This is a genomic window from Bacteroides celer, from assembly GCF_002632415.2.
Classification (GTDB): domain Bacteria; phylum Bacteroidota; class Bacteroidia; order Bacteroidales; family Bacteroidaceae; genus Bacteroides.
Map to the genome: position 1 here is coordinate 4,481,747 of NZ_CP178209.1, position 22,148 is coordinate 4,503,894.

At 42.3% G+C, this 22,148-nt stretch carries 18 protein-coding genes; 16 read left to right on the plus strand and 2 right to left on the minus strand.

Annotated features, from left to right (window positions below; genetic code table 11):
* Window positions 1-51: 51 nt before the first annotated feature.
* From CJF29_RS18290 to CJF29_RS18360, 15 genes are all read left to right on the plus strand, one after another.
* Entirely contained in the window at window positions 52-1,257 is a 1,206-nt protein-coding gene (locus CJF29_RS18290) for a hypothetical protein (protein ID WP_004309861.1), read from the plus strand.
* 23 nt (window positions 1,258-1,280) lie between these two features.
* Window positions 1,281-3,932, plus strand: a complete 2,652-nt coding sequence (locus tag CJF29_RS18295; protein WP_099146998.1) for a TonB-dependent receptor plug domain-containing protein — start codon at window positions 1,281-1,283, stop codon at window positions 3,930-3,932.
* A gap of 723 nt (window positions 3,933-4,655) precedes the next feature.
* Window positions 4,656-5,576, plus strand: a complete 921-nt coding sequence (miaA, locus tag CJF29_RS18300) for a tRNA (adenosine(37)-N6)-dimethylallyltransferase MiaA (RefSeq protein WP_099146999.1) — start codon at window positions 4,656-4,658, stop codon at window positions 5,574-5,576.
* A 58-nt stretch (window positions 5,577-5,634) separates the two neighbouring features.
* Complete coding sequence (locus CJF29_RS18305; RefSeq protein ID WP_004301802.1) at window positions 5,635-6,561, plus strand: diacylglycerol/lipid kinase family protein; 927 nt, start codon at window positions 5,635-5,637, stop codon at window positions 6,559-6,561.
* Between the two features lie 144 nt (window positions 6,562-6,705).
* The gene (gene kdsA, locus CJF29_RS18310) at window positions 6,706-7,506 is read left to right on the plus strand and encodes a 3-deoxy-8-phosphooctulonate synthase (RefSeq protein WP_074558494.1); all 801 of its coding nucleotides are present in this window, start codon (window positions 6,706-6,708) and stop codon (window positions 7,504-7,506) included.
* An 81-nt stretch (window positions 7,507-7,587) separates the two neighbouring features.
* A complete protein-coding gene (locus tag CJF29_RS18315; protein WP_099147000.1) occupies window positions 7,588-10,425 on the plus strand; it encodes a M16 family metallopeptidase in 2,838 nt (945 codons plus the stop codon).
* Between the two features lie 23 nt (window positions 10,426-10,448).
* Entirely contained in the window at window positions 10,449-11,942 is a 1,494-nt protein-coding gene (locus CJF29_RS18320; protein WP_176553157.1) for a DUF5687 family protein, read from the plus strand.
* 38 nt (window positions 11,943-11,980) lie between these two features.
* The gene (locus CJF29_RS18325) at window positions 11,981-12,688 is read left to right on the plus strand and encodes an ABC transporter ATP-binding protein (RefSeq protein WP_004301798.1); all 708 of its coding nucleotides are present in this window, start codon (window positions 11,981-11,983) and stop codon (window positions 12,686-12,688) included.
* A gap of 25 nt (window positions 12,689-12,713) precedes the next feature.
* Window positions 12,714-13,337, plus strand: coding sequence for a C40 family peptidase (locus tag CJF29_RS18330; RefSeq protein ID WP_081353369.1), 624 nt, complete (start codon window positions 12,714-12,716; stop codon window positions 13,335-13,337).
* A gap of 26 nt (window positions 13,338-13,363) precedes the next feature.
* Window positions 13,364-14,248, plus strand: coding sequence for a TraB/GumN family protein (locus CJF29_RS18335; protein ID WP_074558488.1), 885 nt, complete (start codon window positions 13,364-13,366; stop codon window positions 14,246-14,248).
* A 38-nt stretch (window positions 14,249-14,286) separates the two neighbouring features.
* Window positions 14,287-14,925 carry an HAD-IA family hydrolase gene (locus tag CJF29_RS18340; RefSeq protein WP_074558486.1) on the plus strand — a complete coding sequence of 213 codons (639 nt, stop codon included), beginning with the start codon at window positions 14,287-14,289 and terminating at the stop codon, window positions 14,923-14,925.
* 194 nt (window positions 14,926-15,119) lie between these two features.
* Entirely contained in the window at window positions 15,120-15,437 is a 318-nt protein-coding gene (gene rplU, locus CJF29_RS18345; protein ID WP_004316691.1) for a 50S ribosomal protein L21, read from the plus strand.
* Between the two features lie 21 nt (window positions 15,438-15,458).
* On the plus strand, window positions 15,459-15,722 hold the full coding sequence (rpmA, locus tag CJF29_RS18350; protein ID WP_004301792.1) for a 50S ribosomal protein L27: 264 nt from the start codon (window positions 15,459-15,461) through the stop codon (window positions 15,720-15,722).
* Between the two features lie 269 nt (window positions 15,723-15,991).
* On the plus strand, window positions 15,992-17,266 hold the full coding sequence (serS, locus tag CJF29_RS18355; RefSeq protein WP_004301791.1) for a serine--tRNA ligase: 1,275 nt from the start codon (window positions 15,992-15,994) through the stop codon (window positions 17,264-17,266).
* A gap of 158 nt (window positions 17,267-17,424) precedes the next feature.
* On the plus strand, window positions 17,425-19,725 hold the full coding sequence (locus CJF29_RS18360; protein ID WP_074558482.1) for a bifunctional dihydroorotate dehydrogenase B NAD binding subunit/NADPH-dependent glutamate synthase: 2,301 nt from the start codon (window positions 17,425-17,427) through the stop codon (window positions 19,723-19,725).
* Window positions 19,726-19,936: 211 nt separating this feature from the next.
* Here CJF29_RS18360 and panD read toward each other — a convergent pair whose 3' ends face one another.
* Window positions 19,937-20,290, minus strand: coding sequence for an aspartate 1-decarboxylase (panD, locus tag CJF29_RS18365; RefSeq protein WP_004301789.1), 354 nt, complete (start codon window positions 20,288-20,290; stop codon window positions 19,937-19,939).
* Between the two features lie 18 nt (window positions 20,291-20,308).
* The gene (gene panC / locus CJF29_RS18370; RefSeq protein WP_074558481.1) at window positions 20,309-21,154 is read right to left on the minus strand and encodes a pantoate--beta-alanine ligase; all 846 of its coding nucleotides are present in this window, start codon (window positions 21,152-21,154) and stop codon (window positions 20,309-20,311) included.
* 142 nt (window positions 21,155-21,296) lie between these two features.
* Between panC and CJF29_RS18375 the strand changes: the two genes are divergently transcribed.
* Complete coding sequence (locus tag CJF29_RS18375) at window positions 21,297-22,130, plus strand: glycogen/starch synthase (RefSeq protein WP_004304593.1); 834 nt, start codon at window positions 21,297-21,299, stop codon at window positions 22,128-22,130.
* The last annotated feature ends 18 nt before the right edge of the window (window positions 22,131-22,148 follow it).

Here is a 22,148-nt window from a genome sequence, read left to right on the forward strand (position 1 = left end):
TCACAGCATCATTTCAAATCGTAAATCGTAAATTGTAAAATCGTAAATAAAATGCCAACTCTTGTCTGGAAGCTTCTCCGCCAACATATCAGTATCGGTCAATTAGCCGGTTTCTTTTTAGCCAACCTATTCGGCATGATGATTGTATTGCTTAGCGTACAGTTTTATAAAGATGTCATTCCGGTATTCACCGAAGGAGACAGCTTTATGAAAAAGGATTTCATCATAGCTACAAAGAAAATCAGTGCTCTCGGTTCTTTTGCAGGAAAGAGTAATACATTCTCTGCCGAAGAAATTGCGGATCTGAAAAAGCAACCGTTTACCAAAACAATAGGAGCTTTCACTCCTTCTCAATTCAAAGTTTCAGCAGGATTGGGAATGAAGGAAGCCGGTATTCATCTTTCCACAGATATGTTTTTTGAGTCTGTTCCCGATGAGTTTGTCGACATCAAACTCGATAAATGGCATTTCGATGAACACACACATACCATACCCATTATCATTCCGCGCAACTATCTGAACCTTTATAACTTCGGTTTTGCGCAAAGCCGCAGCCTCCCCAAACTATCGGAAGGGTTAATGAGTCTGATTCAAATGGACATTATGATGCGTGGCAACGGACGGGTGGAACAGTACAAAGGAAACATTGTCGGTTTCTCCAATCGTCTGAATACGATTCTTGTTCCCCAGTCCTTTATGAAATGGGCTAATGAGAATTTCGCACCGAATGCAGAAGCCCAACCGGCACGATTGATTATCGAGGTTAGCAATCCGGCAGATTCCGCCATCGCCAGTTATTTTCAGAAGAAAGGATATGAAACGGAAGATGGTAAGCTGGATGCCGGAAAAACAACTTATTTCCTCCGTCTTATCGTAGGTATTGTATTGGGAGTGGGTTTATTTATCAGTATCCTTTCATTCTATATACTGATGTTGAGCATCTTCCTGCTTTTACAAAAGAATACAACCAAGCTGGAAAGTCTATTACTAATCGGATACAGTCCCAACAAGGTAGCATTGCCTTATCAGTTGCTCACGGTAGGATTGAACGTTATTGTGCTTGTATTATCCATCGGATTAGTCTCCTGGTTGCGCAGTTATTACATAGACAGTATCCGCATCCTATTTCCACAGCTGGAAACCGGATCATTATGGGCAGCAATCAGTATGGGTATTCTATTATTTATCGTTGTATCGGTGATTAACATACTGGCAGTAAAAAAGAAAGTACTTTCGATCTGGATGCACAAATCATAGATGTAGAATCAAACACATAACGTATGAAAAACAAAACTACATTTTCTATCCATAGAGGCTTAATAGCTTTCTTTTTCGGAATACTGTTCTGTTTTGCCCCATTGTCAGGGCAAAACGTACAAGATACAATTATTGCGTATTTTAATCTACTGGAAAAAGTCCCACAGGAGAAACTCTACTTACATCTGGACAAGCCTTTTTATGGGGCAGGAGAAAAAATATGGTTTAAGGGATATCTGGTAAACTCTGTTACACATCAAGATAATACACAAAGCAACTTCATCATTACAGAACTTGTCAACCGTTCCGACTCTATCGTAGAACGTAAGAAGATTCGCAGAGATTCATTGGGTTTTCATAATGCTTTCACCCTCCCTCCCACTCTCCCAGCAGGCGATTATTATTTGCGGGGATATAGCAACTGGATGCTTAATCAGGAACCGGAATTCTTTTATTCACGCAACCTGAAAATCGGTAATTCGATTGATAATACGATTGTTTCAAATATTGAGTATCAGCAAGAAGACGAATCACATTATACAGCCAAGGTAAGATTTACCAGCAATACTCAAGAGGCTTTCGGAAATACAACCATCCGCTACCGCTACATTGAAAACGGAAAGATTAAAGATAAAGGTAAAAGAAAGACAGACGAGAATGGGTTGATTTCTATTTCCCTGCCAGATTTGAAGCCTATTGCCACACGCCACATTGAAGTAGAGTTCGATGATCCCCAATATATTTATAAAAAGACTTTCTATCTGCCTTCGTTTACAAAAGACTTTGATGTTAAGTTCTTCCCGGAAGGGGGCGCTCTCCTGACCGTTGCTCATCAGAATATAGCTTTCAAGGCTCAAGGATCGGATAGCTTTTCTACAGAAATAGAAGGATTCCTGTTCGATGCCAACGGAGACACATTGACAGCTTTCCGCTCGGAGCATGACGGCATGGGAGTTTTCACACTGAATCCGACTGTGGGAAACTCTTACTATGTGATTGCCAAATCCGGTGACGGTATCAGTAAACGATTCGACCTCCCAGCTGTAGAAGAAAAAGGAATCACACTTTCCATGACACATTATAAAAAGGAAATCCGTTACGAAATCCAGAAAACAGAAGCTACCGAGTGGCCTCAAAAGTTATTCTTGATTGCGCACACTCGTGGAAAGCTGGTCATCCTGCAGCCAGTCAGTGTCGACAGGACTTTTGGAAGAATGAACGACAGTTTATTCAACGCAGGCATCACCCATTTCATGCTGATCGACCAACAGGGCAACGCACTTAGCGAACGCCTGGTTTTCATACCCGACCGGAATCCGCATCAATGGCAAATTCTTGCAGATAAGCCGACATACGGAAAAAGAGAAAAGGTATCCCTGCAAATTTCAGCAAAAGACGATAACGGTACTCCGGTAGAAGGTAGTTTTTCCATCAGCATTACCGACAGAAAGAGTATCCGCCCGGATTCGCTTGCTGGCAATATCGTATCGAATTTTCTATTGACCTCCGACTTAAAAGGATATGTAGAAAATCCCGGATATTATTTTTTGCAGCAAGACCTCCGGACTCTCCGCACGGTAGACTTCCTGATGATGACGCACGGATGGCGCAGACACCATATCCAGAATGTACTGACTGCACCTTCAATGAACCTCACCAACTATATGGAAAAGGGGCAAACTATCAGCGGACGTATCAAAGGTTTCTTTGGAGGTAACGTTAAGAAAGGACCTATTTGTATTCTGGCTCCCAAACAGAACATCATCGCCACTACCACCACAGACGAAAAAGGAGAGTTTATCGTGAACACATCTTTCAGAGATAGCACGACTTTCCTTGTTCAGGCACGTACCAAAAGAGGATTTGCCGGAGTGGACATCGTGATTGACACTCCTCAATACCCGGCAACTTCGCACAAGTCTCCTTTCCATGATGGAACAGCAACGTTTATGGAAGATTATTTGCTCAACACCCGCGACCAATATTACATGGAAGGTGGAATGAGAGTGTACAATCTGAAAGAAGTGGTAGTCACTGGAAGTCGTAAAAAGGCCAGTTCAGAAAGTATTTACACAGGAGGTATCAACACCTACACGATCGAAGGGGACAGACTGGAAGGATTCGGTGCACAAACAGCTTTTGATGCAGTCACCAGACTTCCGGGCATTAGCGTGACAAATGGAAATGAAATACATATCCGCAACAATCCCGAGCAACCTGTCATTGTTGTTGACGACGTGGTGTATGAAGACGATAACGACATCCTGACCATGATACAAACCAGTGATATGTCGAGCTTGAGCCTTCTTCGCGGTGCCGATGCAGCGATCTTAGGTTCCCGCGGTTCGGCAGGTGCTATCGTTATTACGCTGAAAGACGGCAAAGATATCCCGGCAAGACCGGCACAGGGCATTATCACATGTACTCCACTGGGGTACAGCGACTCGATCGAGTTTTATCATCCTACTTATGATACGCCTGAAAAGAAGAATGACCAACGCTCGGATTTACGAAGTACGATCTATTGGAATCCTACCCTTCAACTGGATGCTAATGGAAAAGCAACCATCGAATACTATACTCCGGACAGCACTGCACCGGAAGATATAACCATAGAAGGCGTGGATAAAAACGGAAAGGTATGCCGGATAGTACAAACGATCAACAACAGATAAATGTGGAAAAGATTTTGAATGTCAGGTTTATAGACTTACGCAAGTAAGCACAACTCTATTAAGGCACCTTTATCTTTATTCTATCAAGCAGGTATACATCTGTTAAGCTACCGATATCATTCATTCACCACGGCCGTGGAGAACTAACAAGAGCGGTACTTTAGCTGAACAATAAAGGCACTCTAGCTGAACAATGCCAGTATCTTTAAGCTACTTTACCCGTATCTCCGTGTTATTCTATCAGCATACTAGAGTTATCACACCTGATTTTTCAACACAACCTTAGTGGTAATATAACGTAAAAACATACAGATATACAGAAGTTATCACAAAAATAGCATCATGATAAAAAAGGAGATAAACAACTGTTTATCAAATAGTTACACTATTTAATCAGCAAAAACAAAGCTGACAATAAAAAAACAAGACCTTTATTGTCAGCCTATTGTCAGCTCCTATCATCAGCCATATTCCACTAAAAATCAAAAGATTAGCTACTATCATGACAGATTGACAATAAAAACAACACAAATATCATAGTAGATAATATCAGATGGCGGTATTCTCATACACTTCATTATTATTAGATTGAATACCACCAATTAGAGGTTAAAATACAAATTAACCTTCCCTATCCCCCTTATTAATCTTGATAAAAAAGCGATTGAATACCAAACAGGTTAAAAATATTTCGTAATTTTGCAGATATAAAAGAATGAAGCTATGCCGGACTATGATTTAATCGCCATACTCGGACCTACAGCCTCGGGTAAAACTCCCTTTGCCGCTGCCTTGGCCTATGAACTCAACACAGAAATTATCAGTGCCGATTCCCGTCAGATATATAGAGGAATGGATCTCGGTACAGGAAAAGATTTGGCCGACTATACCGTAAACGGACGTACAATCCCCTATCATCTGATTGACATTGCAGACCCCGGATATAAATACAATGTGTTTGAATATCAACGTGATTTCTTGAATTCTTACGAAAGCATCAAACAAAAAGGCTGTCTTCCCGTTTTATGTGGAGGGACAGGTATGTATCTGGAATCCGTGTTGAAAGGATATAAACTGATGCCCGTACCGGAAAATCCGGAATTGCGTAACCGTTTGGCAAATCATTCGCTGGAAGAGTTGACGGAAATGCTAAGTCAATACAAGGCTTTGCATAACTCCACCGATGTGGATACCGTGAAACGGGCGATACGGGCGATAGAAATTGAAGAGTATTATGCAGCCCATCCGGTTCCCGAAAGGGAATTCCCGGAACTGAACAGTCTCATCATCGGAGTGGACATTGACCGGGAACTGCGCCGTGAAAAGATCACCCGCCGATTGAAACAACGATTGGATGAAGGAATGGTGGACGAGGTAAGACGATTGATCGAACAGGGAATTGCACCGGACGATCTCATCTACTATGGACTGGAATACAAATACCTGACATTATACGTCATAGGCAAACTGACTTATGAAGAAATGTTCAACGGTTTGGAGATAGCCATCCATCAGTTTGCCAAGCGACAAATGACCTGGTTCCGCGGCATGGAAAGAAGAGGATTTACGATCCATTGGATGAATGCAGAGCTGCCGATGGAAGAAAAGATAGCTTTTGTAAAAGAGAAACTGCAAGGGAATTAGTATCTTTGGCAGTTATTATAGTGCGATTTTTAATACACAATAGGATAGATATACAAATATGAGTGTAGAACCGAAGAAATGGGGAGTGATTTACAACCCAAAAGCTGGTACCCGAAAGGTAAAGAAGCGCTGGAAAGAAATTAAGGAGTACATGGACAGTAAAGGTGTAGACTATGACTATGTACAATCCGAAGGTTTCGGTTCGGTAGAGCGTCTCGCTAAAATTTTGGCCAACAATGGTTATCGCACGATTGTCATTGTGGGAGGTGATGGGGCATTGAATGATGCCATCAATGGCATTATGCTATCCGATGCCGAAGATAAAGAGAACATTGCCCTCGGTATGATTCCGAACGGTATCGGAAATGACTTCGCCAAATATTGGGGACTTAGCACCGAATACAAGCCGGCTGTCGACTGTATCATCAATCATCGGTTGAAGAAAATAGACGTAGGCTACTGCAACTTCTACGACGGAAACGAACACCAGCGTCGCTATTTCCTCAATGCCGTTAATATCGGACTGGGAGCACGAATCGTCAAAATCACCGATCAGACCAAGCGTTTCTGGGGAGTGAAGTTCCTTTCATACGTTGCCGCCCTGTTTTCTCTTATATTTGAACGGAAGCTTTACAGAATGCATCTCCGTATCAATGACGAACATATCCGCGGACGCATCATGACCGTATGTATAGGCAGTGCCTGGGGATGGGGACAAACACCCAGTGCCGTTCCATACAACGGATGGCTGGATGTATCCGTAATCTACCGCCCGGAATTCCTGCAAATTATTTCCGGACTATGGATGCTGATTCAGGGAAGAATCCTGAATCACAAAGTGGTGAAAAGCTACCGGACGAGAAAAGTAAAGGTACTCCGGGCACAGAATGCAGCGGTGGATTTGGACGGGCGTTTGTTGCCTAAACATTTTCCTTTAGAAGTAGGCGTACTCCCGGAAAAGACAACGCTTATTATTCCAAATTAAATATAATTAGGCACGGATTACGCGGATTACACGGTTTTCTTAATATAACCGAATTGGCAAGAACAGTGTAATTTACAGTATCTGCAAGAACCGTGTAATCCGCGTAATCCGTGCCTGAAAATAAACTTATAATAGTAGTTAAGTATGATAGAACTTAAGAACAACCCCACCGGCAACTTTTTCCTGTTGGCCGGTCCGTGTGTGATAGAAGGTGAAGAAATGGCAATGCGCATTGCCGAACGAGTAGTAAAGATCACCGAAGCACTGCAAATTCCTTATGTATTCAAAGGTTCTTACCGCAAGGCAAACCGCTCACGTCTGGATTCGTTTACCGGCATTGGCGATGAGAAAGCACTCAAAGTATTGAGAAAAGTACATGAGACTTTCGGAGTCCCTACCGTAACCGATATCCATACCGCAGATGAAGCTGCAATGGCAGCCGAATACGTGGACATACTTCAAATCCCGGCTTTTCTTTGTCGCCAGACCGACTTGTTGGTTGCCGCAGCCAAAACCGGAAAAACGATTAACATCAAGAAAGGACAGTTCCTTTCACCGCTGGCAATGCAGTTTGCTGCCGACAAAGTGGTGGAAGCCGGAAACAAGAATGTGATGCTTACCGAACGCGGAACAACTTTCGGCTATCAGGATCTTGTTGTGGACTATCGTGGTATCCCCGAAATGCAAACATTCGGCTATCCGGTGATTCTGGATGTCACTCACTCCTTGCAGCAACCCAACCAGACCAGTGGGGTAACGGGAGGAATGCCGCAGTTGATAGAAACTGTCGCCAAAGCAGGTATCGCCGTAGGTGCCGACGGAATATTCATCGAAACGCATGAAAACCCTGCCGTGGCAAAAAGCGATGGTGCCAATATGCTAAAGTTAGACCTCCTGGAAGGACTGTTAACTAAGCTAGTCAAGATACGGGAAGCTATAAAATAACTCTTTTCCCTGTCTATTTGTGATTTACAACCAAACACAACGACAAATAACACAGAAATATTTATTTAAACTAAATAGAACATGAAACATTTATTACGTGGATTATTTATTGCAGTCCTTTTTATATGCTGCAATTTCCAGCTCGTACTTGCACAACCCATGCAAGAGTTACCTGTAGACAAGAATGTCCGCATCGGTAAACTAGACGACGGGCTTACCTATTACATTCGCCACAATGCCCTTCCCGAAAAACGAGTTGAATTCTACATCGCCCAGAAAGTAGGTTCTATTCTTGAGGAACCGCAACAACGTGGTCTGGCTCACTTTCTGGAGCACATGGCTTTTAATGGCACAAAGCACTTCCCGGGTGATGAAACCGGACTTGGCATCGTGCCCTGGTGCGAAACGAAAGGTATCAAATTCGGCACGAACCTGAATGCATATACCAGTGTCGACCAGACGGTGTACAACATCAGCAACGTACCGACTGAAAATATAAACGTGGTAGACTCTTGTCTGCTGATCCTTCATGACTGGTCGAATGCTATCAACCTTGCCGACAAGGAAATTGACAAAGAACGTGGTGTTATCCGCGAAGAATGGAGAAGCCGCAACAGTGGTATGCTTCGCATCATGACTGATGCACAGTCTACTCTATATCCGGATTCTAAATATTCAGACTGTATGCCTATCGGAAGCATTGATGTTATCAACAACTTCCCTTATCAGGATATCCGCGATTATTATGCGAAATGGTATCGTCCGGACTTGCAAGGAATCGTTATTGTAGGTGATATCAATGTAGATGAAATTGAAGCCAAACTGAAAAAGGTATTCGCAGATGTAAAAGCTCCGGTAAACCCGGCCGAACGTATCTACTATCCAGTGGCAGATAATCAGGAACCGCTTATCTATATCGGCACAGACAAGGAAGTGAAGAATCCTTATGTGAACATCTTCTTCAAACAAGACGCTACACCGGATTCTTTGAAAAATACCATTGCTTATTATGCTACCCAGTATATGGTCAGCATGGCTATGAATATGCTGAACAACCGTTTGAACGAACTCCGCCAAACTGCTAATCCTCCTTTCACTAGTGCAAGCGCAGAATATGGAAACTATTTCCTTGCCAAGACTAAAGAAGCACTCGCACTTGATGCAAGCAGCAAAATAGACGGCATCGATTTAGCAATGAAAACAGTTTTGGAAGAAGCTGAACGTGCACGCCGCTTCGGATTTACCGCATCAGAATATGAACGCGCACGCGCCAACTATCTGCAAGCCGTAGAATCTGCTTACAACGAACGCGAAAAGACTAAAAGTGGTTCTTACGTCAACGAATACGTTAACAATTTCCTTGAAAAAGAACCGATTCCGGGAATCGAAGTTGAATATACACTGGTAAACAAACTGGCTCCGAATATCCCAGTAGAAGCTGTCAATCAGGTGATGCAACAACTAATCACTGACAACAATCAGGTGGTTTTACTGGCCGGTCCGGAAAAAGAAGGCGCTAAATATCCTACTAAAGAAGAAATTGCTGCTTTATTGAAACAAATGAAGTCATTCGATCTGAAACCTTATGAAGATAAAGTTTCTAACGAACCGCTGATCTCTGAAGATATTAAAGGTGGCAAGATTGTTTCTGAAAAAGCTGGTGATATTTATGGTACGACTAAGTTGGTGCTTTCCAACGGCGTAACTGTATATGTGAAGCCTACTGATTTCAAGGCTGACCAGATTGTAATGAAAGGTGTAAGCTTCGGTGGTACCAGCGTATTCCCGAACGAAGAAATTATCAATATCTCTCAATTAAACGGAGTAGCTCTGGTAGGTGGAATCGGTAATTTCAGCAAAGTGGATCTGGGTAAAGCTTTAGCCGGCAAACGTGCAAACGTAGGTGCGGGTATCGGCAACACTACGGAAACTGTTTCCGGTAGTTGTGCTCCGAAAGACTTTGAGACAATGATGCAGCTTACTTATCTGACTTTCACATCTCCGCGTAAGGATAACGAAGCATTCGAATCTTACAAGAACCGTTTGAAAGCTGAACTTCAAAATGCAGACGCTAACCCGATGACTGCTTTCAGTGACACTATTACAAGCGTACTATACGGTCACCATCCACGCGCTATCAGAATGAAAGAAAACATGGTAGACCAGATCAACTATGACCGTATTCTTGAAATGTACAAAGACCGCTACAAAGATGCAAGTGATTTCACTTTCTTCCTGGTAGGAAACGTAGACTTGGCTACAATGAAACCGTTAATCGCCAAATATCTGGGAGGTCTGCCATCTATCAACCGTAAAGAGACTTTCAAAGATAACAAGATGGACATCCGCAAGGGAGAGATCAAAAATGTATTTGCGAAAGCACAGGAAACTCCGATGGCTACCATCATGTTCCTTTATAGCGGCACTTGCAAATATGACTTGCGCAACAATGTCCTGCTTAGCTTCTTAGATCAGGCTCTGGATTTGGTTTACACTGCTGAAATCCGTGAAAAAGAAGGAGGTACATACGGTGTAAGCTGTAACGGAAGTCTTGGTAAATACCCGAAAGAGGAACTTGTTCTTCAGATTGTATTCCAAACTGACCCTGCCAAGAAAGATAAATTGTCTGCTGTTGTTGTAGAACAACTTCACAAAATGGCAAAAGAAGGTCCGTCTGCCGAACACATGCAGAAGATCAAAGAATATATGCTGAAGAAGTATAAAGACGCCCAGAAAGAAAACGGCTACTGGCTTAATAATATGGACGAATACCTCTACACGGGTGTAGATAATACAAAAGACTATGAAAAGTTGGTCAACAGCATCACAGCGAAAGAAGTGCAAGACTTCCTCGCCAATTTGCTGAAACAGAACAACGAAATTCAAGTCATCATGACCGTGCCGGAAGAAAACAAATAAAAATTCTCTAGTATATCTACTGAATGATGATATTCAACGAATTACGCAAACATGGAAGGCTTGCCGCCAAACGGCATCCGATGTATGAAAAGAACAAAGTTGCTAAAATACTCGGTTATGTCATGGGCGCATTCTGGGCCGGTTACCTGATATTCTTCGGTACGACGTTCGCGTTCGGATTTTCTGATATGGTTCCCAACCGGGAACCATATCATGTGATGAACGCAGTGGTTCTGATCTTTATCCTGGCACTGGACTTTCTGTTGCGTGTTCCGTTTCAAAAAACACCGACACAGGAGATAAAACCTTACCTCCTGCTGCCGGTTAAACGAATTCGTGTCATCGACTTTTTACTAATCCGCTCGGGACTAAGTCTGTTCAACCTGTTCTGGTTGTTTCTGTTTGTCCCTTTTTCCTTCATCACTATTACCAAGTTTTTCGGTATCTCCGGTGTCATCACCTATCTTATCGGTATCTTGCTATTGATTATTGCCAATAATTACTGGTACTTGCTTTGCCGCACTCTTATCAACGAACGTATTTGGTGGATTCTATTACCTATCGCTTTCTACGGTGGAATAGGCTGCCTTCTTTTCATTCCCGAAGATAGCCCCCTATTCTATTTCTTCATGGATCTGGGAGACGGATATATACAGGGCAACATTCTATATTTTCTCGGCACCATACTTGTGATTGCCATTTTATGGCTGGTTAACCGCAAGATCATGTCCGGACTTATCTATGCAGAGCTGGCAAAAGTAGAAGATAGTCAGATTAAGCATGTCTCCGAATATAAATTCTTCGAACGCTACGGGGAAGTTGGCGAATATATGAGATTGGAACTGAAAATGCTTTTACGTAACCGCCGCTGTAAAGGTGCATTACGCAATATCGCTATTGTAGTGGTGGCTTTCTCCGTTGCACTTAGCTTTTCCAGTGTCTACGACGGCAATTTCATGACTTCCTTCATCTGTGTATACAACTTTGCCGTATTCGGAATGATTATCCTTTCACAGATTATGTCCTTCGAAGGCAATTACATTGATGGCCTGATGTCTCGTAAAGAATCAATTATGAGTCTGCTGAAAGCCAAATATTACACATACAGTATTGGTGAAATCATACCTTTCATACTCATGATTCCCGCCATCATCATGAATAAACTCACTTTACTGGGCGCCTTCGCCTGGTTTTTCTATACCATCGGCTTTATTTATTTCTGTTTTTTCCAACTGGCTGTCTACAACAAACAGACGGTACCCTTAAACGAGAAAGTGGCAAGCCGACAAACGAATAGTGCTATACAGATGGTGGTTAATTTCGCGGCTTTTGGTGTGCCTCTCATCTTATACAGTCTATTAAATGCATTTTTAGGTGAAACAATCACTTACATAATTCTGTTAGTTGTCGGTCTCGGATTTACCCTGACTTCTCCTTTATGGATTAAAAATGTATATCATCGTTTCATGAAACGGCGATACGAAAACATGGAAGGCTTCAGAGACAGCCGCCAATAAACGCTCATGAATCATTAACCATATAAACATTGAAGATCATGATTATCATTGACAAACTTAAAAAGAATTTCGGTGAGAAGATTGCCGTAGACATAGAACACTACGAAATCAATCAAGGCGATATGCTCGGATTGGTGGGAAACAACGGTGCCGGTAAAACAACTCTCTTCCGAATCATGCTGGATCTGCTAAAAGCAGACGATGGTAAGGTGATTATTAATGATATTGATGTCAGCCAAAGCGAAGACTGGAAAAGCATTACCGGTGCTTTCATTGACGATGGTTTTCTGATTGATTATCTCACTCCGGAAGAATATTTCTATTTCATCGGAAAGATGTACGGACTAAAGAAAGAAGAAGTGGACGAACGTCTGATTCCTTTCGAACGTTTTATGAGTGGAGAAGTGATCGGGCACAAGAAGCTAATCCGCAACTACTCCGCAGGTAATAAGCAAAAGATCGGAATTATTTCTGCCATGCTTCATTACCCGCAATTACTGATACTGGACGAACCGTTCAACTTCCTCGATCCAAGTTCTCAGTCTATCATCAAACATCTGCTCAAGAAATATAATGAGGAGCATCAAGCTACGGTTATTATATCCAGTCACAACCTCAATCATACCGTAGATGTATGTCCGAGGATCGCTTTATTGGAACACGGTGTCATCATCCGGGATATTATCAACGAGGACAACTCCGCAGAGAAAGAACTGGAGGATTATTTTAATGTAGAAGAAGAGTAAACGGTAAATAGGGAATGATAAAATAATGAATGGTAAGTATTCATCCTTACCAAAATTATTGCATAAACTAATTATGATGAGATATATAACAGAAAAGTCTGATACCCATAAGTCTAGTATAAAGAAACCTGATAGAAAGAAAAGATACTTCCTGCAATTCGTCCTTTTATTAGGACTGGTTGCCAGCCTTAGTTCCTGCCGCACTTCCGCGCCCCGGCTGGATTATCAAGCATTGGCGCGGGCTTCTATATTGTTGGGGGTAGATATCAATATGGAGGATAACCATAAGCTCTATCTGGAAGCAGCCGACTGGATAGGGGTTCCCTATCGTGGTGGAGGTGATTCGAAACGAGGAGCCGACTGTTCGGGATTAGTTTATCAAGTGTATCGTAAGGTATACCGCACCCAAGTGCCGCGTAACACGGAAGATCTGAAAAAAGAAAGTAATAAAGTCGCCAAGCGGAATCTCCGGGAAGGAGACTTGGTATTCTTCACCAGCAGCCGTTCAAAAAATAAAGTAGCTCATGTAGGCATTTACCTCAAAAACGGAAAGTTTATCCATTCCAGCACCAGTAAAGGAGTGATCGTCAGCAACTTGAACGAGAACTATTATAGCAAACACTGGATAAGCGGCGGCAGGATACGTTAATTATCAACTTCTAATGATATAAAATTATGAAATCATTCATCGGAGCAGTTCTATTTATTTGCGTGGCATTCAGCGCCAATGCACAGCTTTTATGGAAAGTGTCCGGCAACGGACTGAACCAACCGTCCTACATCATAGGCACTCACCATCTGGCACCGTTCAGCATCATGGACAGCATTGCCGGACTTAAAAAGGCTATGAATGAAACCCAACAAGTATATGGAGAGATGAAAATGTCGGAAATGCAATCGCCCGCCACCATGGGAAAGATGCAAAAGGCAATGATGATTGAAAGTGATACCACGCTGAACTCTCTCCTTTCTCCGAAAGACTTTGAGACTGCTAATAAATTCTGCAAAGAAAACCTGATGGTAGATTTAAATATGGCTCCGAAGCTAAAGCCTGCCTTCTTATTAAATAATGTAGTGGTGATGGCTTACGTAAAACATATAGGGAAATTCAACCCGCAAGAGCAACTCGACACATTCTTTCAGAGCCAAGCCATCCAAAACGGAAAAAAGGTGGACGGACTGGAAACTGCAGAATTCCAATTCAACCTGCTTTTCAATGGCAGTTCACTACAACGGCAAGCACAACTATTGATGTGCACTCTTAACCATATAGAGACTGAAGTAGAAAATCTGAAAAGGCTCACAAACGCCTACATGAAACAAGATCTGAACACCATGCTCAAAATCAGCGAAGAGCGTAAAGGTGATCAATGTGACGCACTTCCCGGCGAAGAAGATGCTATGATTTACAACCGTAATAAAGCGTGGGCTGAAAAACTACCGGCAATCATGAAGGCTGCCCCGACTTTTGTCGCAGTAGGCGCCCTGCACCTCCCCGGAGAAAAAGGATTATTAAACTTACTAAAAAGACAAGGATACACAGTAGAAGCTGTGAAATAAGAAAAGTATTTAGTACTTTTGCGGAAAAGTTTTCCCCAATGAACTACAAAACCTATTTATTCGATTTCGACTACACACTAGCCGATTCGTCGCGTGGTATCGTTAAGTGTTTCAGAATTGTGCTTACCCGGCATCAGTATTTAACCGTTACTGATGAAGCTATCAAGCGTACAATCGGCAAAACATTAGAAGAATCATTCAGTATCCTTACCGGAATTACCGACCCGGCACAGCTGGAGGCCTTCCGGCAGGAGTACAGACTGGAAGCTGATGTACACATGAATGTAAATACCCGTCTTTTCCCCGACACATTGTCTACGCTGAAAGAATTGAAGAAACGGGGTGCCCGTGTCGGAATTATCTCTACCAAGTATCGTTTCCGGATATTGAGTTATCTGGAAGAATATCTGCCTGAAAATTTTCTTGATATAGTAGTGGGAGGAGAAGATGTAAAAGCACCGAAACCTTCGCCGGAAGGAGTTAAATTTGCATTGGAACATCTAGGAAGTAGCCCCGAAGAAACATTATATATTGGAGATAGCACCGTAGATGCCGAAACAGCGCAGAATGCAGGAGTCGATTTTGCAGGTGTGCTGAACGGAATGACAACAGCAGAAGAACTTCGTGTTTATCCACACAAAATCATTATGCAGAATTTAGGAGAATTAGTCCAATAGGCTACAATGAGAGCTAAAATGCTCATTTATTTGCCGTAATCATTTTATCTCCTATAAAAAATAAAAGAAATATTTGTCGGGAACGAATAAAAATAGTACTTTTGTGCCCGATTATTCCGCAACGGGTTCGATAAAGAGTTCTTTAAGTGATTAAAGACCACCCGCCGGAGCTAACTTATACATTTATATATAAGATGTACGCAATTGTAGAGATTAACGGTCAGCAATTTAAAGCAGAAGCTGGTCAAAAGTTGTTCGTTCACCACATCGAAGGTGCAGAAAACGGTTCAACAGTAGAATTTGAAAAAGTTCTTTTGGTAGACAAAGACGGAAACGTAACAGTAGGTGCTCCTACCGTAGAAGGCGCTAAAGTTGTTTGCCAGGTTGTTTCAAACTTGGTTAAAGGCGACAAAGTTCTTGTTTTCCACAAGAAAAGAAGAAAAGGACACAGAAAACTGAACGGTCACCGTCAACAGTTCACTGAATTAACAATTACAGAAGTAGTAGCTTAATCAATTAAAAAGTAAGAAGAAATGGCACATAAGAAAGGTGTCGGTAGTTCTAAGAACGGCCGCGAATCACAAAGTAAAAGATTAGGCGTTAAGATATTTGGTGGCGAAGCTTGCAAAGCAGGTAACATCATCGTTCGTCAAAGAGGTACTGAATTCCACCCGGGTGAAAACATCGGAATGGGTAAAGACCACACTCTTTTCGCTTTAGTAGATGGTACAGTTAGCTTCAAAGTTGGCAAAGAAGACAGAAGATATGTTTCTGTTGTTCCTGCTACCGAGGCATAATTGCACAACTGAAAATATTTAAGAGAAGGAGATGTAATCCAATGGATTACATCTCCTTTCTTTTTAACAACCAGAGTTTTATATATCACTCTAAAAGAGACATGTATGTATCATTCACTGCATATATGTTTATTATACAGCTCAATACATGTATTATATATATCATAGACACATCATATATATTATATATAACACATATATTTGCTTGATTATTCGTTTTTTCTTTATCTTTGTAGCCTTAAATAAGAAAGTTCATAAAAAGTATAGATATGCTTACCATTAAACAAATTACAGAAAACACAGAGGCGGTACTCCGCGGACTGGAAAAGAAGCATTTCAAAAATGCAAAGGAAACGATCGATCAAGTGATCGCTCTTAACGACAAGAGACGTAGCACACAAAATGAATTAGATAAGAATCTGGCAGAGGTTAACTCGCTTTCACGCACCATCGGTCAACTGATGAAAGAAGGCAAGAAAGAGGAAGCTGAGACTGCACGCGCACGCGTTGCCGAACTAAAAGAAGGTAACAAAGAATTAGACGCCGCTATGACACAGGCTGCAACAGATATGCAGAATGTACTTTACACCATCCCCAACATTCCTTACGACAGCGTACCCGAAGGTGTAGGCGCTGAAGATAACGTAGTGGAAAAAATGGGAGGTATGGAAACTGAACTTCCTAAAGATGCACTCCCCCACTGGGAACTGGCTAAGAAATATGATTTAATAGACTTCGACCTGGGTGTAAAAATCACAGGTGCAGGTTTCCCTGTATATAAAGGTAAAGGCGCACAACTTCAACGCGCTCTTATCAACTTCTTCCTGGACGAAGCACGCAAATCCGGATATACTGAAATCATGCCACCGACAGTAGTTAACGCAGCTTCCGGCTATGGCACAGGACAGCTTCCTGACAAAGAAGGACAAATGTATCATTGCGAAGTAGATGATTTATATCTGATTCCGACAGCAGAAGTGCCTGTAACCAACATCTACCGTGATGTAATTTTGGAAGAAAAACAGTTGCCAATAATGAATTGCGCCTATACACAATGTTTCCGTCGTGAAGCTGGTTCCTATGGTAAAGATGTGCGCGGACTGAATCGTCTGCACGAATTCTCCAAAGTAGAATTGGTTCGCATTGACAAACCGGAACACTCCAAACAATCTCATCAGGAAATGCTAGACCACGTAGAAGGTCTGTTGCAAAAACTGGAACTTCCATATCGTATCCTCCGCCTCTGTGGTGGTGATATGAGTTTCACTGCTGCCCTTTGTTTCGACTTCGAAGTATATTCAGAGGCACAGAAACGCTGGTTGGAAGTAAGTTCCGTATCCAATTTCGATACCTATCAGGCCAATCGTCTGAAATGCCGTTACCGTAATGCAGAAAAGAAAACCGAACTCTGCCACACACTGAACGGTTCAGCATTAGCACTGCCACGTATCGTTGCTGCCCTACTCGAAAACAACCAGACTCCGGAAGGCATTAGAATTCCGAAAGCGTTGGTTCCGTACTGCGGCTTCGACATGATAGACTAAGACTTGATCTGACAGACTAATAAAAGCACCCTTATATAGAGAGCCACTCATCAAAAGAGTGGCTTTTCTTTTATATTTCGCAAATAAGCTGTATCTTTGCCAAAATTTATATCATTCTGATAGCAGTTACGTAATAAAAACAACAAATTAATTAGATAATGAACAAAATCATTAGCAAGGAACGCTTTTCTGAAAAAGTATTCAAATTTGAAATTGAAGCTCCTTTAATTGCTAAATCTCGTAAGGCCGGACACTTCGTCATCGTACGTGTAGGCGAAAAAGGAGAACGTATGCCATTGACTATCGCAGGTTCCGACCTGAAAAAGGGTACCATTACTCTGGTAGTGCAGGAAGTCGGGCTTTCTTCTACCCGTCTCTGCGAGCTGAATGAAGGCGAATCTATCACTGACGTAGTAGGCCCACTCGGACAAGCTACCCATATAGAGAAATTCGGAACAGTAGTCTGCGCTGGTGGTGGTGTAGGTGTGGCTCCGATGCTTCCTATCGTACAGGCTTTGAAGGCTGCCGGCAACCGTGTTATCACCGTATTGGCTGGACGCAATAAAGATCTCATCATCTTGGAAAAAGAAATGCGTGAAAGCTCTGACGAAGTAATTATCATGACGGATGACGGTTCTTACGGCCGGAAAGGTCTGGTGACAGAAGGTGTAGAAGAAGTTATCAAACGTGAGAAAGTAGACAAATGTTTCGCTATTGGCCCTGCCATCATGATGAAATTCGTTTGCTTGCTGACTAAAAAATATGAAATTCCGACAGATGTTTCGCTAAACACTATCATGGTGGACGGAACTGGTATGTGCGGCGCTTGCCGTATCACTGTAGGAGGAAAGACTAAATTCGTTTGTGTAGATGGTCCGGAATTCGACGGTCACCAGGTGAATTTCGACGAAATGCTGAAACGTATGGGTGCGTTCAAGAATATCGAACGCGAAGAAATGCATAAGCTGGAATCGGAATGTGAAGCAACCAAAGAAATCGATGAAAAAAGTCGTAATGCTGCTTGGAGGCAGGAGTTACGCAAATCCATGAAGCCAAAAGAACGTACGGCTATTCCTCGTGTAGAGATGAATGAACTCGATGCTGAATACCGTTCACACAGCCGTAAAGAGGAAGTTAATCAAGGATTAACAGCAGAACAGGCTGTTACAGAAGCCAAACGCTGTCTCGACTGTGCTAATCCTGGATGTATGGAAGGCTGTCCGGTAGGTATTGATATTCCCCGCTTCATTAAGAATATCGAACGCGGTGAGTTCCTCGAAGCTGCTAAAACATTGAAAGAAACAAGTGCGCTCCCTGCAGTTTGCGGCCGTGTGTGTCCGCAAGAAAAACAGTGCGAATCAAAATGTATTCATCTGAAAATGAATGAAAAGCCGGTAGCTATCGGTTATCTGGAACGTTTTGCAGCTGATTATGAACGCGAAAGCGGACAAATCTCCGTACCTGTCATTGCAGAGAAAAATGGTATCAAAATAGCAGTTATCGGTTCAGGACCTGCAGGATTGGCATTTGCCGGAGACATGGCTAAATATGGATATGATGTAACTGTATTCGAAGCGTTGCATGAAATTGGAGGTGTATTGAAATACGGTATCCCCGAATTCCGTTTGCCAAACAAGATTGTAGACGTAGAAATCGACAATCTCGGTAAGATGGGCGTTAATTTCATCAAAGACTGTATTGTAGGAAAGACTATCGGTGTAGAAGACTTGAAAGCGGAAGGTTTCAAAGGAATATTCGTGGCTTCCGGTGCCGGACTGCCAAACTTTATGAATATCCCGGGAGAGAACTCCATCAATATCATGTCTTCAAATGAATACCTCACCCGTGTCAATTTAATGGATGCCGCCAGCGAAGATTCGGACACTCCGGTAGCTTTCGGTAAGAATGTGGCAGTAATCGGTGGTGGTAACACAGCTATGGACTCTGTCCGTACAGCAAAACGTCTTGGTGCTGAACGTGCTATTATTATCTATCGTCGTTCGGAAGAAGAAATGCCAGCACGTATCGAAGAAGTAAAACATGCCAAAGAAGAAGGAGTTGAATTCCTCACTCTGCATAATCCTATCGAATATATTGCTGATGAACAAGGTTGCGTAAAACAGGTTATTCTGCAAAAGATGGAATTAGGAGAACCGGATGCTTCCGGACGTCGTAGCCCTATAACTATCCCGGGAGCAACAGAAACAATCGATATAGACCTGGCCATTGTCAGCGTTGGGGTATCTCCTAACCCGATTGTTCCAAGCTCTATCAAAGGACTGGAATTAGGACGAAAAGGAACTATCGCAGTAAATGACAACATGGAATCTTCTATCCCGATGATTTACGCAGGTGGCGACATCGTTCGCGGCGGAGCTACTGTAATTCTGGCGATGGGTGATGGCCGTAAAGCTGCCGCTGCCATGAATGAGCAACTGAAAACAAACGCCGGCAACTAACTGCCGCTTATTAACACCCGGGCTAAACTTCCCTAACACGTGGGATAACTACATCTGACACGTGGGCGGAAGTTTATCGAGAGGTGGGCTAAAGCCAACTCATATGTGGGTAGAACACCGATCATCCCCGGCATAAAAAATAGAATAAGAAAAGCCCCGTTTACGAAATGTAAAACGGGGCTTTTCTTATTTCAAATATCAAAGATACTTTCTACTTTACCACTTTGTTCGTCGCAGGATCAGGGAAAATTACAGCCGGTTTAAACGACTTGGCTTCCTCAAAATCCATCAATGCATAAGACATGATTATCACAATATCATCCGGTTGCACCTTGCGGGCAGCAGCACCATTCAGACAAATTTTGCCCGAACCGCGTTCACCTTTGATAATGTAGGTTTCAAAGCGTTCACCGTTGTTATTATCAGCAATATACACTTTCTCTCCCGGAATCATGTTTGCAGCATCCAGCAGGTCCTCATCAATCGTGATACTACCCATGTAGTTCAGATTTGCCTCTGTGACACGTGCACAATGAATTTTCGACTTCAACACTTCAATCATCATAAGGTTTCGTCTTTTTAGTTATTCTTTATATTTAATGTTATCAATCAGCCGGACTTCTCCACAGAACACTGTGATACATCCCACCGCATAGGAAGTATCTTCCCAATTACTAATTTTCTGCAATGTGTTTCCGTCTACGATCTCAAAATACTCCATACGCAAACCCGGAGCAGCTTCAATCGCATCTTCAACCATCTTTTGCGTCTCGCTCACTGTATGAGTGGCTGCAAAGTTACGACTTTTAAATAAGGTGCGAGAAATATTTAAAGCATTTTCACGTTCTTCTGCAGATAAACGTTTGTTCCGGCTACTCAATGCCAGTCCGTCTTCCTCACGTACAATTGAACAACCTACAATTTCAAGATTATATTTCAATTGCCGAACCATTTCACGAATAATCGCTAACTGCTGGAAGTCTTTCTCTCCGAAATATGCCCGATCCGGCAGTACAGCATCAAACAGTTTGCTGACAATTTGGCAAACACCGTTAAAATGTCCCGGACGGAAAGCTCCTTCCATCACCGTATCCAATGGTGCATAGCTAAATTGACGAGTATCCGGTTCCGGATACATTTCGCTAACTGAAGGAACAAAAGCGAAATCCGCCCCGCATTCTTCCAACAAACGACAATCTGCATCCAATGTACGCGGATATTTCTCCAAGTCATTTTTATCGTTAAACTGTGTGGGATTCACAAAAACACTCACAACAGTTACACCATTCTCACTTACGCTGCGCTTTACCAGAGATGCATGTCCCGCATGTAAAGCACCCATTGTAGGAACCAGTCCCACCTTTTTACCTTGGGCTCTTAGGGCAGTCAATTCTGCCTGTAAGTCCTTGATAGTGTGCACTACTTTCATTTTCGTCAATTGGTTTATGTTTTACTCGTTTGCAAAAACTCTGCAAAATAAACTAATATTTGCCACATAAAGAAAGAATATCTTATTTAATATGTCTTTTTTTTCGTATCTTTGCAGAATATTATAGTGAACTATTGTTATTATGACAAAGGCGAATAAAGTTTTATTTATTACTCAAGAGATTACACCTTACGTTTCAGAATCCGAAATGGCCAATATAGGTAGAAACCTTCCACAGGCGATACAAGAAAAAGGCCGTGAAATCAGAACCTTTATGCCTAAATGGGGAAATATCAATGAGCGCAGAAATCAACTGCACGAAGTGATCCGCCTCTCTGGTATGAACCTGATTATCGACGATACTGACCACCCCTTGATTATAAAAGTTGCTTCTATCCAATCCGCACGCATGCAGGTATATTTCATCGATAACGATGATTATTTCCAGAATCGTATGCAGACAACGGATGAAAATGGTATAGAATATGATGATAACGATAGCCGTGCCGTTTTCTATGCACGCGGTGTATTGGAAACAGTGAAAAAACTTCGCTGGTGTCCTGATGTCATTCACTGTCATGGCTGGATGACAGCTTTAGCTCCTCTTTATATTAAGAAAGCCTATAAAGACGAACCTTCTTTTCGCGACGCTAAAGTGGTATTCTCTGTTTATGAAGATGATTTCAAGAGTACACTTAGCGACGATTTCGCAGCCAAATTGATGCTGAAAGGTATTTCTAAAAAAGATTTAGGTGATTTGAAAGAGCCGGTAGACTATGCTGCTCTGTGCAAACTCGCCGTTGATTATTCGGACGGAGTAATACAAAACAGCGAAAAGGTAGACGAGTCTATTATTGAATATGCCCGCCAATCTGGCAAATTGGTACTTGACTACCAAAACCCGGAAAACTATGCAGATGCCTGCAACGAGTTCTACGATCAGGTATGGGATGCTACTGCAAACGAAGAAGAATAAAAAAATCAAGATACGACG

Coding starts and splice junctions, on each gene's coding strand:
- CJF29_RS18360 (WP_074558482.1), top strand. CDS start 17,425: ATGAACAAAATCATTAGCAAGGAACGCTTTTCTGAAAAAGTATTCAAA.
- panC (WP_074558481.1), bottom strand. CDS start 21,154: ATGAAAGTAGTGCACACTATCAAGGACTTACAGGCAGAATTGACTGCC.
- CJF29_RS18290 (WP_004309861.1), top strand. CDS start 52: ATGCCAACTCTTGTCTGGAAGCTTCTCCGCCAACATATCAGTATCGGT.
- CJF29_RS18295 (WP_099146998.1), top strand. CDS start 1,281: ATGAAAAACAAAACTACATTTTCTATCCATAGAGGCTTAATAGCTTTC.
- CJF29_RS18315 (WP_099147000.1), top strand. CDS start 7,588: ATGAAACATTTATTACGTGGATTATTTATTGCAGTCCTTTTTATATGC.
- panD (WP_004301789.1), bottom strand. CDS start 20,290: ATGATGATTGAAGTGTTGAAGTCGAAAATTCATTGTGCACGTGTCACA.
- CJF29_RS18375 (WP_004304593.1), top strand. CDS start 21,297: ATGACAAAGGCGAATAAAGTTTTATTTATTACTCAAGAGATTACACCT.
- kdsA (WP_074558494.1), top strand. CDS start 6,706: ATGATAGAACTTAAGAACAACCCCACCGGCAACTTTTTCCTGTTGGCC.
- CJF29_RS18340 (WP_074558486.1), top strand. CDS start 14,287: ATGAACTACAAAACCTATTTATTCGATTTCGACTACACACTAGCCGAT.
- CJF29_RS18325 (WP_004301798.1), top strand. CDS start 11,981: ATGATTATCATTGACAAACTTAAAAAGAATTTCGGTGAGAAGATTGCC.
- CJF29_RS18305 (WP_004301802.1), top strand. CDS start 5,635: ATGAGTGTAGAACCGAAGAAATGGGGAGTGATTTACAACCCAAAAGCT.
- miaA (WP_099146999.1), top strand. CDS start 4,656: ATGCCGGACTATGATTTAATCGCCATACTCGGACCTACAGCCTCGGGT.
- CJF29_RS18335 (WP_074558488.1), top strand. CDS start 13,364: ATGAAATCATTCATCGGAGCAGTTCTATTTATTTGCGTGGCATTCAGC.
- CJF29_RS18330 (WP_081353369.1), top strand. CDS start 12,714: ATGAATGGTAAGTATTCATCCTTACCAAAATTATTGCATAAACTAATT.
- rplU (WP_004316691.1), top strand. CDS start 15,120: ATGTACGCAATTGTAGAGATTAACGGTCAGCAATTTAAAGCAGAAGCT.
- CJF29_RS18320 (WP_176553157.1), top strand. CDS start 10,449: ATGATGATATTCAACGAATTACGCAAACATGGAAGGCTTGCCGCCAAA.
- rpmA (WP_004301792.1), top strand. CDS start 15,459: ATGGCACATAAGAAAGGTGTCGGTAGTTCTAAGAACGGCCGCGAATCA.
- serS (WP_004301791.1), top strand. CDS start 15,992: ATGCTTACCATTAAACAAATTACAGAAAACACAGAGGCGGTACTCCGC.